Genomic DNA, 15107 nt, shown 5'->3' with positions numbered 1-15107 from the left:
TGGAACACGGCGCCCGCACGTCGCCGAACACCTCCGGGCACGTACCATGGCCGCATGTCGTTCCTCCGCCGCCGTAGCGCCACTCCCGCCGGGCCCGACTTCGACGTCCTGGCCATGGACCCGGGCGACTGGCCCGGCAACCTGGGCGCGGGCCTGCTGCCCGCCCCCGACGGCAGCTGCCAGGGTGTCTTCCTGCGCTACGACCTCTTCGGCGGTCGCGGCCCCGCGATGATCATCGGGAATCTGCCCGAGGGTTCCCCGGCCCGCGAGGTCGCCGAGGGAGAGATCCCCTTCGAGGTCGCCCAGCTGCTGCTCGCGCTGGAGAACGACGAGGAGGTGACCGTCGTCGGCACCGAGGACATGCCCGTGATGCAGGGCGACAACCTGCTGATCGTGCGCCGTCTGAAGCTGTCGGAGGGCCGGATCTCCTGCGTCCAGTTCGACCGGAGCGACAACGTCCTGGTGACCATCGCCGCCTGGGACCGCCCCATCACCGACGACCTCTACGCCCTGCTGAAGCCGCTCCCGGCGGAGCTTTTCCAGCAGGGCTGAGGCCGCTCCGCTAGCGGGCGGAGCGCACCACGCGGACATCCGCGGCGCGCACGAACTCCACCCGGTGGCCGTACTGGATCTCGTAGTACAGATCCGTGCCCACGACCACCTTGTGCGAGTCGGTGGTGAAGGTGACCGCGTAGTAGTACTCGCCCGGCACCTTGTCGCCGACCGCGTACCGCTGGCCCGCGAGCACCTTGTACGGCAGCGGCGACACCGCCTGGGCGGGCACACCCGCCGGATAGGCCGTCGCCTCCGGGTAGGCCCGGCCGTACACGGGGATGCTGTCCAGACCGTCCTTCGGCGTGATCACCAGTCCGGCCGCGTTCACCGCGGTCGGCTGCTTGCGCGGGTTCTGGAACCAGGCCTTCTGGCCCAGGTACCAGATCGCCGTCCAGTCGCCCCAGCGCTCGGCGACCGCGTACCGCTGGCCGGTGGACACCCGTGAGGACAGATCGTTCACCCCGGTGGTCGGGGTCGTCCCCAGACCGATGTCCTTGATCAGCGGCGCGCTCGTGTCGTGGTCGGAGTACAGCCGGACCTCACTGGAGCCATGGGCCGCGCACGGCTCGCCCGAGGTGACGCACCCCGTGTACACCGGCTGGTTCGCCGCGTAGCGGGGGAGGATCGTCACCAGACCGCCGTTCTTCCCCGCGGCGCGCTCGAAGGGGTGGTCGAGCAGCTCGAAGTAGTGGCGCCAGTCCCAGAAGGGGCCCGGGTCGGTGTGCATGCCGGGGACGGTCGACGTGGTCGGGCCGGGCACGTTGTCGTGCCCGAGGATGTGCTGCCGGTCCAGCGGGATGTCGTACTTCTTGGCGAGGTACTTCACCAGACGCGCCGACGAGCGGTACATCGCCTCCGTGTACCAGGCGTCCGGCGAGGCGAGGAAGCCCTCGTGCTCCAGGCCGACCGACTTGGCGTTGATGTACCAGTTGCCCGCGTGCCAGGCCACGTCCTTCGCCTTCACATGCTGGGCGATGTGGCCGTCGGTGGAGCGCAGCGAGTAGTTCCACGACACATAGGTCGGGTCCTGCACCAGGTTGAGGACCCCGTCCCAGGCGCCCTCGGTGTCGTGGATGACGATGTACCGGATGCCCTGCGACGCCGGCCGGTCACCCAGGTCGTGGTTGCCGTAGTCGTTGTCCCCGAACTCCTCGTACGGAGCCGGGATCCACTCGCAGGACACCGACTTCGGGCACTCCGTGCCGTCGGCGGACGCCTTGCGCAGACCCGTCCGCGCCAGCTGCGCGGTGTCCGGGGCGAGCGCGGGCTGCGCCGTCAGGGCGACCACCTGCCCGGCGTCCGTGGTGCGCTGCTGGCCTCCGCGCAGCACGTCGAACACGTCGTTCGCGTACGCCGCAGCCGTCGCGCTGTCGTCCGCGCCGGAGAAGCGGGCCACCGCCCCGTACCAGGCGGCCGGATCGGCGCTCAGCGGCTCGCCCAGGTCCTGCTGGGCGGCGACGAGGAGCGCCGCGCCGCCCGCCACGTTGGCGGCGGGGTCGGTGCGCAGCTTCTCCGCGCTCAGCCCGGTCAGTCCGGCGGCCTTCGCCAGCGTCTTGAGCCGGTCGGGGAGTTCCGCGTCGCGCGGCACCTCCGTCTTCGGGACCAGGGCCGGACGGGCGCTGTCGCCGCGCGCGTCCTCCGTGCCCTCACTGTGGTGCGGTGTCCGCGCGAGCGCGGTGCGGGCGTCGGTGAGATGCATCGGGCCGTACCCGCCGGTGACGCTCGGCGCCCCCGCGTGCGCGTCCCAGCGGGACTGGAGGAAGGAGACGCCGAGCAGGACGCTCTGCGGCACGTGGTACTCGGCGGACGCGTCGGCGAACGCCCGCTGGAGGCTCCCCGCGGGGTCCGCGGCGCCGGCGGACGGGGCCGCGCCGAGCAGCGGCAGCAGGAGTGCGGCGGCCGCTACGGTGCCCGCCGTCCTGCGTGCGCGTCGGGGCCCGGAGGTTCGGTTGGGGTCGGTGGATCCTCGCAATGCAGCCTCCTGGGACAGTCGAGCGCGATGAGCCGTGCGGGGCCGGGCGTGACAGTGCTACCGGCTCGGCGACGATCCGTCAATCATGCCCAGTGGGGCGCTCTTTCCCATGTCAGCGTGGGGAGCGGGGAGTTTCGTGGCGGCGGCCCGCGGGCCTGCGGGGCGTCAGTGGCTTACACCAATGGCCGTGCCGCGCACGGCCGGAGACGACGAAGTTTCGTGGTGCGTGCGGGCGGACGTGGCGCAGGTTCGGGGTGGGAGAGGCCGGATACGGCGAACGCCCCGCGCATGGGGTCGGATACGACGTAGGGCGGCGGTGCGCGCCGGTCGTCCCGGTGCGCACCGCCGCCCTACGTCCGCGTCAGCGCGTGCCGACCGCCGCGCGTACGGCCCGCCGGGCCAGCTGGCAGTCCTCGTGCAGCCGGCGCAGCAGCAGCCGCTGTTCCTCGCCGGAGGGCGCGGCCCCCTGGGAGGGCGCTCCCGGTGCCGCCGGGGCCGCCTCGTGCAGCGACCGCTGTACGGCCGTCTCGTAGGTGCGGATCTCACGGGTCAGGACGAGCATCAGGTTCACCAGGAACGCGTCCCGTGACGCCGGTCCCGCCGCCTGGGCGACCTGGCTGATCTGCCGACGGGCCACCGGCGCGTCCCCGAGCACCGACCACAGCGTCGCCAGGTCGTAGCCCGGCAGGTACCAGCCCGCGTGCTCCCAGTCCACCAGCACTGGACCGGCCGGTGAGAGCAGGATGTTCGAGAGCAGTGCGTCGCCGTGGCAGAACTGCCCCATGCCCTGGCGGCCCGAGGCGAGCGAGATGCCGTGCAGCAGCTTCTGGAGGTCGCCCATGTCCCGGTCGGTGAGCAGCCCCAGCTCGTGGTCCCGGGAGATGCGGGCCGCGTAGTCGAGGGGCGCGTCGAACGTGCCCGCCGGCGGACGCCAGGCGTTGAGCCGGCAGATCGCGCCGAGCGCCGTGCGGATGTCGGTCCGGGGCGGGGCCTCGGCCGGGTGTCGCTGGAGGGCCGCCACTCGTCCGGGCATCCGCTCGATCACGAGGGTGCAGTTGTCCGGGTCCGCCGCGATCAGCCTCGGCGCCCGCACCGGGGGGCGGTGCCGGACGAACGTGCGGTACGCGGCTATTTCGTGCCGGTAGCGCTCGGCCCACACGGGGGATTGATCCAGTAAGCACTTGGCGACGGCCGTGCTGCGTCCCGTCGTGCCGACGAGGAGCACCGAGCGCCCGCTGCGGCGCAGCACCTGCACCGGGGCGAACTCCGGGCAGATCCGGTGCACCGACGCGATCGCCGCGCGCAGCTGGGCGCCCTGAGGGCCGGACAAGTCGATTCTCCCGCTGAGCGGTTGGGTTCCGACACCCGGGGCGCGCCGCGGCCGGCCCGTCCCGATGACGGGGGCCGCCGTCGACCGCGCGGGGTCGAGGTAGGGGCCGCTGCCGCCCGGGCGGGAGTGCAGGGGCCGGGGCGGAGCGGACACGGAGGACGATGCTGCGTACATGGGCGAAACAGATCCCTTCGTGTGCCTGCGACGTCAGTGCGCTGCCCCGCCCGGCCGCCCAAGTGCATCCTGGGGAATGTCCCTCGGCGACCGGGTCGGGGTGGCGCTTTCCTACCTGACACCCGTCGCCCAGTGGCACACCATCTGGCGCACCCTGGCGAAGCCTGGCGAATAGTCGCCCGGCAACTCTCACCGGGCTACTGTCAACTCAGCCGAGAACCTGGGGGCTTGACGTGAGCGGAGAACCCAACACCCGCCTTTCGGACCTGTTCGGCCTGGCCGGCTGGTCAAAGGGTGAACTCGCGAGGCTGGTCAACCGGCAGGCGGCGGCCATGGGCCACCCCCAGCTGTCGACCGACACCTCCCGGGTGCGGCGGTGGATCGACGTGGGAGAGATCCCGCGCGATCCGGTGCCGCGGGTGCTGGCAGCCCTGTTCACCGAGCGTCTCGGCCGTGTCGTGACCATCGAGGACCTCGGTCTGGTCCGGCACGGGCGTGCGGGGAAACGGCAGGGCGCCGGGGGTGTGGAGCATCCCGACGGTGTGCCGTGGGCGCCCGAGCGGACTGCCGCGGTCCTCACCGAATTCACGGGAATGGACCTCATGCTCAACCGACGCGGCTTGGTGGGCGCGGGTGCCGCGCTCGCCGCCGGATCCGCCCTCAGCAGCGCCATGCACGAATGGCTGCACACCGATCCGACCCTCTCCGCCGACGCTCCCCACTTCGACCACCCCCTGCACGCCGACCCCGCCGGGTTCGACCGCTACGAGGCCGCTCCCGTCGGGGCGCAGGAAGTGGAGGAGCTGGAACGCTCCGTCGAGGTGTTCCGGGCCTGGGACGCGGCCCGCGGCGGCGGCCTGCAACGCAAGGCCGTGGTGGGCCAGCTCAACGAGGTGGGCGGCATGCTCGCCTACCATCATCCCTCTCATCTCCAGCGGCGCCTGTGGGGCGTCGCCGCCAACCTCGCCGTACTCGCGGGCTGGATGTCGCACGACGTCGGCCTGGAGCCCACGGCCCAGAAGTACTTCCTGATCGCCGCGCACGCCGCGCGCGAGGGCGGTGACCGGCCGCGTGCCGGGGAGGCGCTCTCCCGGGCGGCCCGCCAGATGGTGCACCTCGGCCGTCCGGACGACGCCCTGGATCTGATGAAGCTCGCCAAGTCCGGGGCCGGCGAACAGGTGCTGCCGCGCACCAGGGCGATGCTCTACACCGTGGAGGCCTGGGCGCAGGCCTCGATGGGCAAGGGCCAGGCGATGCGCCGCACCCTCGGACGGGCGGAGGACCTCTTCGTCTCCGACAAGGCCGACGTGGAGCCGCCGGACTGGATGCAGATGTTCAAGGAGGAGGATCTGTACGGCATGCAGGCGCTGGCCTACCGCACGCTGGCCGAGCACGATCCGGGAGCGGCCGCGCACGCCCAGCACTACGCGGAGAAGGCCCTGGCCCTGCGCGTCGACGGACGGCAGCGGTCGAAGATCTTCGACTTCCTCTCCATGGCCTCCGCCTGCTTCATCGCGGACGACCCCGAACAGGCGGACCGTTATGCCCGGCTCGCGCTGGTGTCGATGGGCTCGAACTCCTCGCACCGCACCTGGGACCGGCTGCGCGAGATGTACCGGCTCACCGCCGAGTACGCCGGCTACCCGAAGATCCACGAGCTGCGGGAGGAGATCCTTCTGGCGCTGCCGAAGCCGGCGAAGAGCGCTGACAGCACCCGGGCCTAGGGGGCTACGAGGCCACCCTGGCCAGCAGCACGCACCCGTCGCCCTGCCGTTCGGTTCCGCCGAACTCCTCCACGACCGTGCGTACGCAGTCCTGCGCGGTGCGCGCCTGGCCGAAACGCGGGGCCAGGTCGAGGAGTCGGTCCACGGCGCTCGTCCGGCTGTGACCGGGTACCAGTCCCTCGGTGTGCAACAGGAGCAGGTCGCCGACCTCGAGGATCTCTTCGGCCTGTCCGTAGCCGGCTCCCGAGGTGGCGCCGAGCAGCATGCCGTCGGGGGTGTCGAGCCTGCGCCCCGTTCCGCCGCGGTACAGCAGCGGGGCGGGGTGTCCGGCCTGGGCCCAGCACAGGGTGCGGGTCGCGGGCCGGTAGCGGCAGCAGATGGCGCTGCCCAGGGCGGGTTGCACGGCGGCGTCGAGCAACTGGTTGAGCAGGGTCATCAGTTGGGCCGGCTCGGTGCCGGCCATCGCCATCCCGCGCAGGGCACCCAGCAGCATCGCCATGCCGGAGGTGACGGCCGGTCCGTGTCCGGTGAGGTCGCCGACGCTCAGCAGTGTCTCGCCGTCGCGCAGTTCCAGCGCGTCGTACCAGTCGCCGCCGATCCGGGCGCCGGCCGACGCGGGGAGGTAGTGGGCGGCCAGGTCCAGCGACCGGGGACCCTGGCGCGGGAGCCGCAGGGAGCCGCGCCACGGTGGCAGCACGGCTTCCTGGAGCTCGACCGCGAGCCGGTGCTCGGTCCGCGCGCGGTGCCGGTGGCGCTGGAGCGAGTCACGGGTCTCGCTCACCGCCCGCTGGCTGCGCCGCAGTTCGCTGACGTCCCGCAGCACGGCCCACATCGAGACGGTGCCGCCGTCGGCGTCGAGCACGGGTTCGCCCATCATGTGCACGGTGCGGACCTCGTCGTCCGGGCGCACGACCCGGAACTCCCCGTCGATGGGTTTGGCGTCGACGAGGCAGTCCGTGACCATCGCCGTCAGCATCGGCCGGTCCTCTTCGTGGACCAGGGACGGCAGTTCGTCGAGGGTGAGCGGGGCGGCGCCGGGGTCCCGGCCGAGAATCTGGTACAGCTCGCCCGACCAACTGGCCTCGTCCGTGAGCAGGTTCCACTCGGCACTGCCGACCCGGCTGAGCAGCGCGTCGGGTCCGGGCGCGGCCGGGGCGGGTTCGGGGACGGCCAACGGCTCGGGCGCCGCCGGCGGACCGTCCCGCAGCTGCGCCAAATGCGTGTCGAGATCGTTGAGTTGGTGCAGCGCCAGGTCGTACAGTGCGCGCTGCCAGCGTCCCTCCGGGTGGGTCCCGTCGGCCGGTGCGTCCCGTCGTACGGCGTCGACCTCGCCCTTGAGCCGCCGCGTCTGCGATATCAGCGCGTCGACCGAGCCGCGTCCCGGCGGCTGGGCGGCGGGGCGGTCCGCAGAGAGATGGGACGGCATGACGCACTCCGATGCGGGGACGGTACGACCAAGGCTGACGGAAGGACCGTTACGACTGTTGCACAGCCCGCGACTCCGTGTAAGAGATTCGGCAACACCCGATCCGGTGGTGCTTCTGGCATATGCCACAGTCTCTCCGTCGGAGTGGGGCGGGGGGAATGATGTACGTGATCTGGGGAACAAGTCGTAGGCCAGGTACGACATCTGACGGAGTGTCGGCACTCGTGAGCCGCGCTCATCCATCTGTTCGACGCCCTTCTGTTCTACGGATACGCGGACCGTGCCCCTAGTGACGCAGGTCACATCAAATTGTTACCGGTTCCGCGTAATGCAGAGGCCCCTTGCGGGGTCGTAAAGACAACACGGCTATCCGGCCGACAGGCCGGCCGATCACCCGGGGGAGACCGACCATGGACGTCACCGTCGAACAGCCCAGCCACGGACGCCTGATCACCGCCGAGCAGCAGGAGCTGCCCGTCCCCGCGGTCTTCCGCTACACCGCCACCGACCCGCTCGCCGTGCACGTCGACTTCCCGCCCGAGGTCTCCCTCGACGGCGAGGGGGCCACCTGGACCTTCGGTCGTACGCTGCTGGAGGCCGGGCTGCGGGGCCCGGCCGGCGGCGGTGACGTGCACATCTGGCCGTGCGGCCGGGCCCGTACGGTCCTGGAGTTCCACTCGCCGCACGGGATGGCCCTGCTCCAGTTCGACACCCCGGCGCTGCACCGCTTCCTGATCCGCACCTACGCGGTCGTCGCGCCCGGCGAGGAGGACCTCGCCGCCGCCGTCGACGAGGGCCTGAGCGAGCTCTTCCGCACCGCCTGAGCGGGCACTTCCGTACCGTCCGAGCGCGCTCCGCCCCGGCGGGGCAACGCTTTCGACTTCTGTTCACCTCCGCCTCACCGCGGAGGCATGAGCCATGACGAACGCCCCGTGCACCCTTGCGCGCGGTGTGCCGCACGGGCACTCCGGCGACGAGGGCGGGGCGAATGACACCGATCAGCCGAAGAGGCTTCGTGGGGCTCGGCGCTTCCATGGCGGCGGGCATGGCGATGGGACCGGGGACCGGCACGGCCGCCGCGGCCCGGGCGGCGGCCACCGGCACGATCTCCGACGTGCGCCACGTGGTGATCCTCATGCAGGAGAACCGCAGTTTCGACCACTACTTCGGGCGGCTGAAGGGAGTGCGCGGCTTCGACGACCGCAGCGGCATCACGCTCGCCGGCGGCCGTACCGTCTTCGAACAGCCGAACGGCACCGGCCGCCAGTACCCGTGGAAGCTCAGCGCCACCCCGCCGGCGGGCGGCGCGGACGGCGAGACCCTCGCGCAGTGCAACGGCGATCTGCCGCACTCGTGGTCCTCGCAGCACGCGGCCTGGAACAAGGGGCGCCTGGACAAGTGGGTGTCGGGCGTGGGCAACGTCCGCTCCCTCGGCTACCTGGACCGCTCCGACATTCCCTTCCACTACGCGCTCGCCGACAACTACACCATCTGCGACGCCTACTTCTGCTCCACGCTCAGCGCGACCGGACCCAACCGCACCTTCCTGTGGAGCGGCAAGGTCGACGCCTCGAGCTACGACGGCGGCGACGAGTCCGGCCTGACCTGGCAGAACTACGCGGAGGCGCTCCAGAACGCCGGGGTGACCTGGAAGGTCTACCAGAACGCGCAGGACAACTACGGAGACAACGGCTGCGCTTACTTCAAGGCGTTCACGAGCGCCCCGGCGGGCAACCCGCTCCACGACCGGGGCATGTCCTCCGTCCCCCGCGTCACCGGCTCGACCCCCGACGACATCGCCGCCGCCATCAAGGCCGACGTCGTCGCGGGCACGCTCCCGCAGGTCTCCTGGGTGGTCCCCAACCAGGCCTTCTCCGAGCACCCGTACGCTCCGCCCGGCGACGGCGCCCACTTCGTGCACCTCGTCTACCAGGCCCTGGCCGCGGACCCCGACGTCCTCGACTCCACCGTCCTGTTCCTCAACTACGACGAGAACGACGGCTTCTTCGACCACGTACCGCCGCCGGCCCCGCCCGCCGGAACCGCCGGGGAGTTCCTCAACGGCGTTCCGTACGGCTTCGGGTTCCGGGTCCCCATGATCGTGGTCTCGCCCTGGACCCGTGGCGGCTGGGTGTCCTCCGAGGTCTTCGAACACACCTCGGTCCTGCGGTTCCTGGAGACCTGGACGGCGGCCCTGGGCAAGCCCGCCGCCTGCCCCAACATCGGCGCCTGGCGCCGCAAGGTGAGCGGCGACCTCACCGGCGTCTTCGACTTCGCCCACCCGGTGTACGGCGCCGTCGCCCTGCCCGCCACGAGCGTCATCGGCCTCGCCACCTGCGGCCCGCTGCCCAACCCGGTGCCCACCACCAACGCGCTGCCCGCGCAGGAGCCCGGCACCCGGCCCGCCCGCGCGCTGCCCTACCAGCCCGGCGGCCACCTGGAGCGCCTGGAGTTCGGCGCGGGCGGCAAGATCCTCGCCTGGTTCACCATGGCCAACCAGGGCGCCCCGGCCACCCGGGCGGCCCACTTCTCGATCCACCCCAACGCCTACCGCGACACCACGCCCTGGCAGTACACGGTCGACGCGGGCGGCACCGCGTCCGACTCCTTCAACATCGGCACGGGCTACGGAGACGGCAAGTACGACCTGACCATGACCGGCCCCAACCGCTTCCTGCGCCGCTTCCGGGGCGACGCGACCAAGGCGGGGAAGTCCGCCGAGGTCCGCACCCGCTACGCCGTCGAGTCCGGCACCGGGAAGCAGGCCTTCTGGCTGAAGATGACCAACTCCTCCGCCGCCGCGATGACGTTCACGATCACCGCCAACCACTACCGCGGCGACGGACCGTGGACCTACCCGGTCGCGGCGGGCGCCTCGACGGAGGACTTCTTCAACGTGGTCGCGTACCAGGACGGCTGGTACGACCTCACGGTCACCGTCGACGCCGACGCCACCTGGTCACGCCGCTTCACCGGCCACCTGGAGACCGGAGCGGCGAGCGTCAGCGGCTGACGCCGGCGTACAGGTCCGGGCGCGGGGCCAGTTCGACGGCCTCCCGGCCGCCGCTCTCCAGCGCCCGGACCCCGGCCTCGGCGACGACCGAGGCCGCGTAGCCGTCCCAGGCGCTCGCGCCGGTGACCCGTCCGCGCCGGGTCGCCTCGACCCAGGCCCGCACCTCCCGGTCGTAGGCGTCCGCGAACCGCACGAGGTAGTCCGGCGGCACGTCCTGGGCGAGGGAGCCCCCGGCCGTCACCGCCATCGTGTGCTCCTCGCCGATCCGGGCGCTGCCCGTCTCGCAGACCGCCTCGCAGCGCACCTGGTAGCCGAAGCCGCAGTTGACGAAGACCTCCACGTCGACCAGCGCGCCCCCGTCGGTCTCGAAGAGCACGAACTGCGGGTCCAGCAGGCCCTGCGGAGCGCCCGAGGCGGGCCGGGGCCGGAACACGCTGACCGCGGTCAGTTCCTGGTCCAGCAGCCAGCGGGCCGCGTCGATCTCGTGCGACACGGAGCTGTCGATCAGCATGGCACTGGTGAAGCCGGGCGGGGAGGAGACGTTGCGGTGGACGCAGTGCAGCATCAGCGTCCGACCCAGCCGCCCGCCGTCCAGCAGGGACTTGAGCCGCTCGTACTCGGCGTCGTAGCGCCGCATGAACCCGATCTGGGCCAGCCTGCGGCCCAGCCGTGCCTCCGCCTCGACCACGCGCAGCGCTCCGGCGGACTCGGGCACCATCGGCTTCTCGCACAGCACCGGCAGTCCCCGGGCGAACGCGGCGAGCAGCGCCTCCTCGTGTGCCGGACCCGGCGAGGCGATGAGCACGGCCTCGACCCCGGGCGCGGCGAGGGCGGCCTCCGCCTCCGTGTGCACCGAGACGCCGTCCAGGCCCGCGACCGCCTCCTTCGCCCGTGCCGAGTCGGGATCGGCCACGGCGGCCACCCGCGCCCCGCTCACCACCTGATCGAGGCGTCGTATGTGGTCGGCCCCCATGTGGCCGGCACCCAGGACGGCTACTCCCAGCGGTTCGGACACGATGCGTCCCCTCCTCTCCGAGCCCCGCGCGCACCCGTCGGAGCGGTCCGGCGCGGAACGTCACGTACGTCGATCAGGCCGGCCCGGTGGTGCCGGCCGTGCCCGGCCGGCCACGACGAGCGGGCCTCCCGGCGGGCGCGCCACGCGGCTCTGCCCGGCGCGTCGAAGCCGACTGCGCCGGGCAGGGTCACTCGTGCGGGAAGGCCATGGGCGCCGGGGAGCGCCGCGACCGGGCGGCCGGGGCGGGCTCGGGACGCCGGTGACCGGCGCGCGGACACGGCGTTCCGGCACGCGAACACGGCGCCGGGACCGAGGTCCGCGGGCGGTTCGCACCGGGGCGGCTCGGGCGACTCCACGGCGACCAGCGTTTCATGGTCGTCAAGAGGGCCCGGGCGCGGGGACCCGGCTCAGTAGCGCAGCACGCCCGCGATCCCCTGGGCGTCACCCAGGGTGCCGTCCGGTACGAAGCGCACCTGCGCGCCCGTCTCCAGGCACTGCTCGACGATCTCGTCCACGATGTCCTCGCGGGCGTCCAGATCGCCGCTCACGGCCGGGATCAGATGGTCACCGTCGTCGCGCATCGTGACGCGGTAGTTCTCCTCGACGGCGAGCAGCCGGATCCGCGCCTCCCGGGCGTTGCGCCAGACCTCGTCCACCCCGGCCACGAACTCCTTCCGGCCCCGGGCGGATTCGAGCTCCCGGTGCACGTTGTCCACGCCCTTGCGGCCCTCGGCGGCCACCAGGGGACGTACGGCCTGCCACACCGCCTCGGGGGAGCCGTGCGCCAGACCGCCGTGCGGGATGTGCACCGCGTCCCCGCTGGCGCTGCCGGCGATCTCGTCGAGCAGGGACAGCGCCGCCTGCTCGCCGGTGACGTACAGCGGACGCGGATCGCCGCGCAGGATCCTGCCCATCGCGGTGTCCGCCTCGCGCAGGAAGTGGCGGGTGTCCTCGTCGCGGAAGGTGCTGGGCAGGTCGCCGATCCGCTGCTGGCGCTCGGCGTCGAAGTTCTCGCTGCTCCGCGTCAGCGGGAAGCCACCGAGGTGTTCCTCGGCCACGCGGTCGACGCCGCCGTTCCAGAGCGTGACGCGGTCCGCCGAGACCGACAGCACCCAGAAGGGCCGCTCGGCGGCCTGCGCGGAGACCAGGTTGCGGGTGAGGAAGGTGTCCGAGAGGACCACCCGTTCCGGCACCGCGCGGGCCAGCGACCACACCTGGTGCTCACCCGGGGCGGCGAAGATCACCAGGCCGTCCTCGGCGTGCGCGAGGTCGACCTCGGCCAGCGCCCGGTCCAGCTGGTCGACCACTTCCGTGCGCCGCTCCCGGGTGACCGCGGGATCGGACTCCAGCTGTCGTTTGGCCTCGGCCAGCACATTGCGCAGGCGGACCGGATCCTGGGTGCTGCCGGGCTCGCGGCGGTGGGTCGGGGTCAGGACGGACACCGCCGGGTACGGGCGGGGCCGACGCAGCTCGGTGAGGGTCGCGGGACTGAGTGCGTGCTCCATAACAGAACGATAGGGCCGATCGGCGTATCAGGCATTTGGGGGAGTGAAGCGGATCATCCCGGGCATTTCGCTGTCAGTGTCAGCTGGCGGTGCCCGCTGCCGGTGTCGCTCGCGGTCACCCGTGTGGGTGAGGCGAGGCCGGGCCGTGCCGACCTTGACCACCTTGGTCGTCCGTTCCGTGGTCGGAGGGCCGTGTTCTCCCCGCCGCGTTGCTCTGCCGCTCGCCCTGCCGGATTGCCTTGACGCTCTTCCTGCCGGGCCGGCCGGGTCGCTTCGCCGCGTGGCCTGTCCGATCGTGCGGGACTCTGTCGAGTTCCGACGGCCCGTGCGCACGCCCGCGCACATCCGTCGACACGAACGGTTTAACGCGCAATTAGCACTGGTCACGGGCCAGTTGGCCGACACGCAGGGTTTACACGAGTCCGGCCTTCCGGGCGAACAGACGCGCTATGGTCTACCCGTTGGTAACACGCCGAGCGGGGGACGTGGGGAGTGGGCGGCCGTGATGCCGCGACTTCCCGGGCGGGTTGTCGAGAGGGGTGATCCGGCAAGGGGGCCGGATCGACAGCGAATTCCGCGGACCGGCGGCACGCGACTCTCGAACTCCAGTTCCCTTCTCATTGATTCGGACAGGTGAATCTCGTCACATGGCTCGTTCCCTGGTTGATGTCCTGACCACGCACGCCTCGCAACGGCCCGACCGCATCGCCTACCGCTACCTCGTCACGGGTGACAGTGACGGAGAGACAGCGGACATCTCCTACGCCCGCCTGGCCCGCCGTTCCCGGGCCGTCGCCGCCTGGCTCCAGGACCGCGGCCTGGCCGGCTCCCGCGCCATGCTGCTCTACCCGCCCGGCCTGGAGTTCATCTCCGGCTACCTGGGCTGCCTCTCGGCCGGCGTGATCGCCGTACCGGGCGTGCCGCCGCGGGGCCGGACACAGAACCACCGCGCCCTGACCCGGATGAAGCGTCTGATCGCCGACGCCGACGCCAGGGTGATCCTGGGCGACCGCGAAGTCGTCGCCGCCCTGGCCGACATGGCCCGGCACCTGCCCGAACTCGCCGACCTCACCTTCGTGGTGACCGAGGACATACCCGACGACGCGGCGGACTCCTGGACCGAGCCCGACCTCGGCGCCGACTCGGTCGCGTTCCTCCAGTACACCTCCGGCTCCACCTCCGCCCCCAAGGGCGTGGCCGTGACCCACGGGAACCTGCTCGACAACGAGCGGGTCATCACCGAACGGATGGGCCACACCCCCGACACCATCGAGGAGTACGACGGCGAACTGCTCCTCAGCTGGCTGCCGACCTATCACGACATGGGCCTCATCGGCCCGGTCCTGAACACCGTCTACCTCGGGGTGACCGCCACGCTCTTCTCGCCGCTGCACTTCCTTCAGCGGCCCGAGCGCTGGCTCACCGCGATCAGCCGCTACCGCCCGCACACCAGCGGCGGCCCCAACTTCGCCTACGAGCTGTGCCTGAAGCACGCCACCCCCGAACTCGTCGACGCCCTCGACCTGAGTTCGTGGAAGGTCGCCTTCAACGGCGCCGAACCCGTGCGCGCCGCCACCCTGCGGCGATTCACCGGGACGTTCGCCCCGGCGGGCTTCCGCCGCGAGGCCTTCTATCCGTGCTACGGCCTGGCCGAGGCCACCGTGATGGTCACCGGCGGCACGGTCGGCACCGCGCCGGTCCTCCTCGCCGCCGACGGTCTCGGACCGCACGCCGGTGCGGCGGACGCGGCGGCGATCGGCTGCGGCCGGCCCGGCCCCGGCATGACCGTGGTGGCCGCCGACCCCGAACGGCACGTCGAACTCCCGGAGGGCGAGGTCGGCGAGATCTGGGTGAGCGGTGCGAGTGTCGCCCAGGGCTACTGGCGCAACGCGCTCGCCACCCGCCAGACCTTCCGGGCCACCCTGGCCGGCCACGAGGGCCGCTTCCTGCGCACCGGCGACCTCGGATTCCTGCGCGACGGCGAACTATTCGTCACCGGCCGGCTGAAGGACCTGTTGGTCGTCGACGGCCGCAACCACTACCCGCAGGACCTGGAACTCGCCGCCGAGATGTCCCACCCGGCACTGCGGCCCGGCTGCACCGCCGCCTTCTCCGTCGACGCCGGGGTGGAGGGCGAACTGCCCGTCCTGGTCGCCGAGGTGCCCGCCGAGTCGGCGGACGAGACCGAGAAGATCACCGACCTGGTGCGGGCCGCGATCGGCGACGCCCACGGCCTGCCCGTGCACGACGTCGTCCTCGTCCACCCCGGCACCATCCCGAAGACGTCCAGCGGGAAGATCCAGCGCCGCGCCACCCGCGCCGCCTACCTCGACGGCACCCTCTCCCCGGTCGGCGCACCCGCACCGCGATGACACCCCCCGCCGACGTGCCCC

The 15107-nt window shown here is 72.2% G+C and carries 10 protein-coding genes; 5 read left to right on the top strand and 5 right to left on the bottom strand.

Features of this window, described 5'->3' with window-relative positions:
• Positions 1-54: 54 nt before the first annotated feature.
• A complete protein-coding gene (locus ACWCQK_RS14665; RefSeq protein ID WP_351606116.1) occupies positions 55-552 on the top strand; it encodes a hypothetical protein in 498 nt (165 codons plus the stop codon).
• A 10-nt stretch (positions 553-562) separates the two neighbouring features.
• Here the strand turns inward: ACWCQK_RS14665 and ACWCQK_RS14660 are convergent, their stop codons facing one another.
• Complete coding sequence (locus ACWCQK_RS14660) at positions 563-2527, bottom strand: N-acetylmuramoyl-L-alanine amidase (protein WP_451155478.1); 1965 nt, start codon at positions 2525-2527, stop codon at positions 563-565.
• Positions 2528-2888: 361 nt separating this feature from the next.
• The gene (locus tag ACWCQK_RS14655) at positions 2889-4031 is read right to left on the bottom strand and encodes an aminoglycoside phosphotransferase family protein (RefSeq protein ID WP_451155477.1); all 1143 of its coding nucleotides are present in this window, start codon (positions 4029-4031) and stop codon (positions 2889-2891) included.
• 233 nt (positions 4032-4264) lie between these two features.
• Here ACWCQK_RS14655 and ACWCQK_RS14650 point away from each other — a divergent pair, with 233 nt between their 5' ends.
• Positions 4265-5755, top strand: coding sequence for a DNA-binding protein NsdB (locus ACWCQK_RS14650; RefSeq protein ID WP_451155476.1), 1491 nt, complete (start codon positions 4265-4267; stop codon positions 5753-5755).
• Positions 5756-5759: 4 nt separating this feature from the next.
• Here ACWCQK_RS14650 and ACWCQK_RS14645 read toward each other — a convergent pair whose 3' ends face one another.
• Positions 5760-7181 (bottom strand): PP2C family protein-serine/threonine phosphatase, encoded by a 1422-nt coding sequence (locus ACWCQK_RS14645; protein ID WP_451155475.1) that lies wholly within the window; start codon positions 7179-7181, stop codon positions 5760-5762.
• Between the two features lie 410 nt (positions 7182-7591).
• Between ACWCQK_RS14645 and ACWCQK_RS14640 the strand changes: the two genes are divergently transcribed.
• Both ACWCQK_RS14640 and ACWCQK_RS14635 read left to right on the top strand, forming a co-directional pair.
• Complete coding sequence (locus ACWCQK_RS14640; RefSeq protein WP_451155474.1) at positions 7592-8005, top strand: SsgA family sporulation/cell division regulator; 414 nt, start codon at positions 7592-7594, stop codon at positions 8003-8005.
• A 164-nt stretch (positions 8006-8169) separates the two neighbouring features.
• Positions 8170-10194, top strand: a complete 2025-nt coding sequence (locus tag ACWCQK_RS14635; RefSeq protein ID WP_451155473.1) for a phosphocholine-specific phospholipase C — start codon at positions 8170-8172, stop codon at positions 10192-10194.
• Here the strand turns inward: ACWCQK_RS14635 and ACWCQK_RS14630 are convergent.
• Complete coding sequence (locus ACWCQK_RS14630) at positions 10184-11209, bottom strand: Gfo/Idh/MocA family protein (RefSeq protein ID WP_451155472.1); 1026 nt, start codon at positions 11207-11209, stop codon at positions 10184-10186. The two genes, ACWCQK_RS14635 and ACWCQK_RS14630, sit on opposite strands and share 11 nt — an antisense overlap.
• A 407-nt stretch (positions 11210-11616) precedes the next feature.
• Positions 11617-12714 (bottom strand): baeRF3 domain-containing protein, encoded by a 1098-nt coding sequence (locus ACWCQK_RS14625; protein ID WP_451155471.1) that lies wholly within the window; start codon positions 12712-12714, stop codon positions 11617-11619.
• 647 nt (positions 12715-13361) lie between these two features.
• Between ACWCQK_RS14625 and ACWCQK_RS14620 the strand changes: the two genes are divergently transcribed.
• Positions 13362-15086: a fatty acyl-AMP ligase gene (locus ACWCQK_RS14620; protein ID WP_451155470.1), complete on the top strand. Its 1725-nt coding sequence runs from the start codon at positions 13362-13364 to the stop codon at positions 15084-15086.
• Positions 15087-15107: the final 21 nt, after the last annotated feature.

This window comes from Streptomyces sp. NPDC002306 (genome assembly GCF_053593435.1).
This window is presented reverse-complemented; position numbering and strand designations above follow the sequence as displayed.

Excerpts from the sequence above, each read along its gene's own strand:
- ACWCQK_RS14665 (WP_351606116.1), top strand. The coding sequence starts at position 55 with ATGTCGTTCCTCCGCCGCCGTAGCGCCACTCCCGCCGGGCCCGACTTC.
- ACWCQK_RS14655 (WP_451155477.1), bottom strand. The coding sequence starts at position 4,031 with ATGTACGCAGCATCGTCCTCCGTGTCCGCTCCGCCCCGGCCCCTGCAC.
- ACWCQK_RS14645 (WP_451155475.1), bottom strand. The coding sequence starts at position 7,181 with ATGCCGTCCCATCTCTCTGCGGACCGCCCCGCCGCCCAGCCGCCGGGA.
- ACWCQK_RS14640 (WP_451155474.1), top strand. The coding sequence starts at position 7,592 with ATGGACGTCACCGTCGAACAGCCCAGCCACGGACGCCTGATCACCGCC.
- ACWCQK_RS14635 (WP_451155473.1), top strand. The coding sequence starts at position 8,170 with ATGACACCGATCAGCCGAAGAGGCTTCGTGGGGCTCGGCGCTTCCATG.
- ACWCQK_RS14625 (WP_451155471.1), bottom strand. The coding sequence starts at position 12,714 with ATGGAGCACGCACTCAGTCCCGCGACCCTCACCGAGCTGCGTCGGCCC.
- ACWCQK_RS14620 (WP_451155470.1), top strand. The coding sequence starts at position 13,362 with ATGGCTCGTTCCCTGGTTGATGTCCTGACCACGCACGCCTCGCAACGG.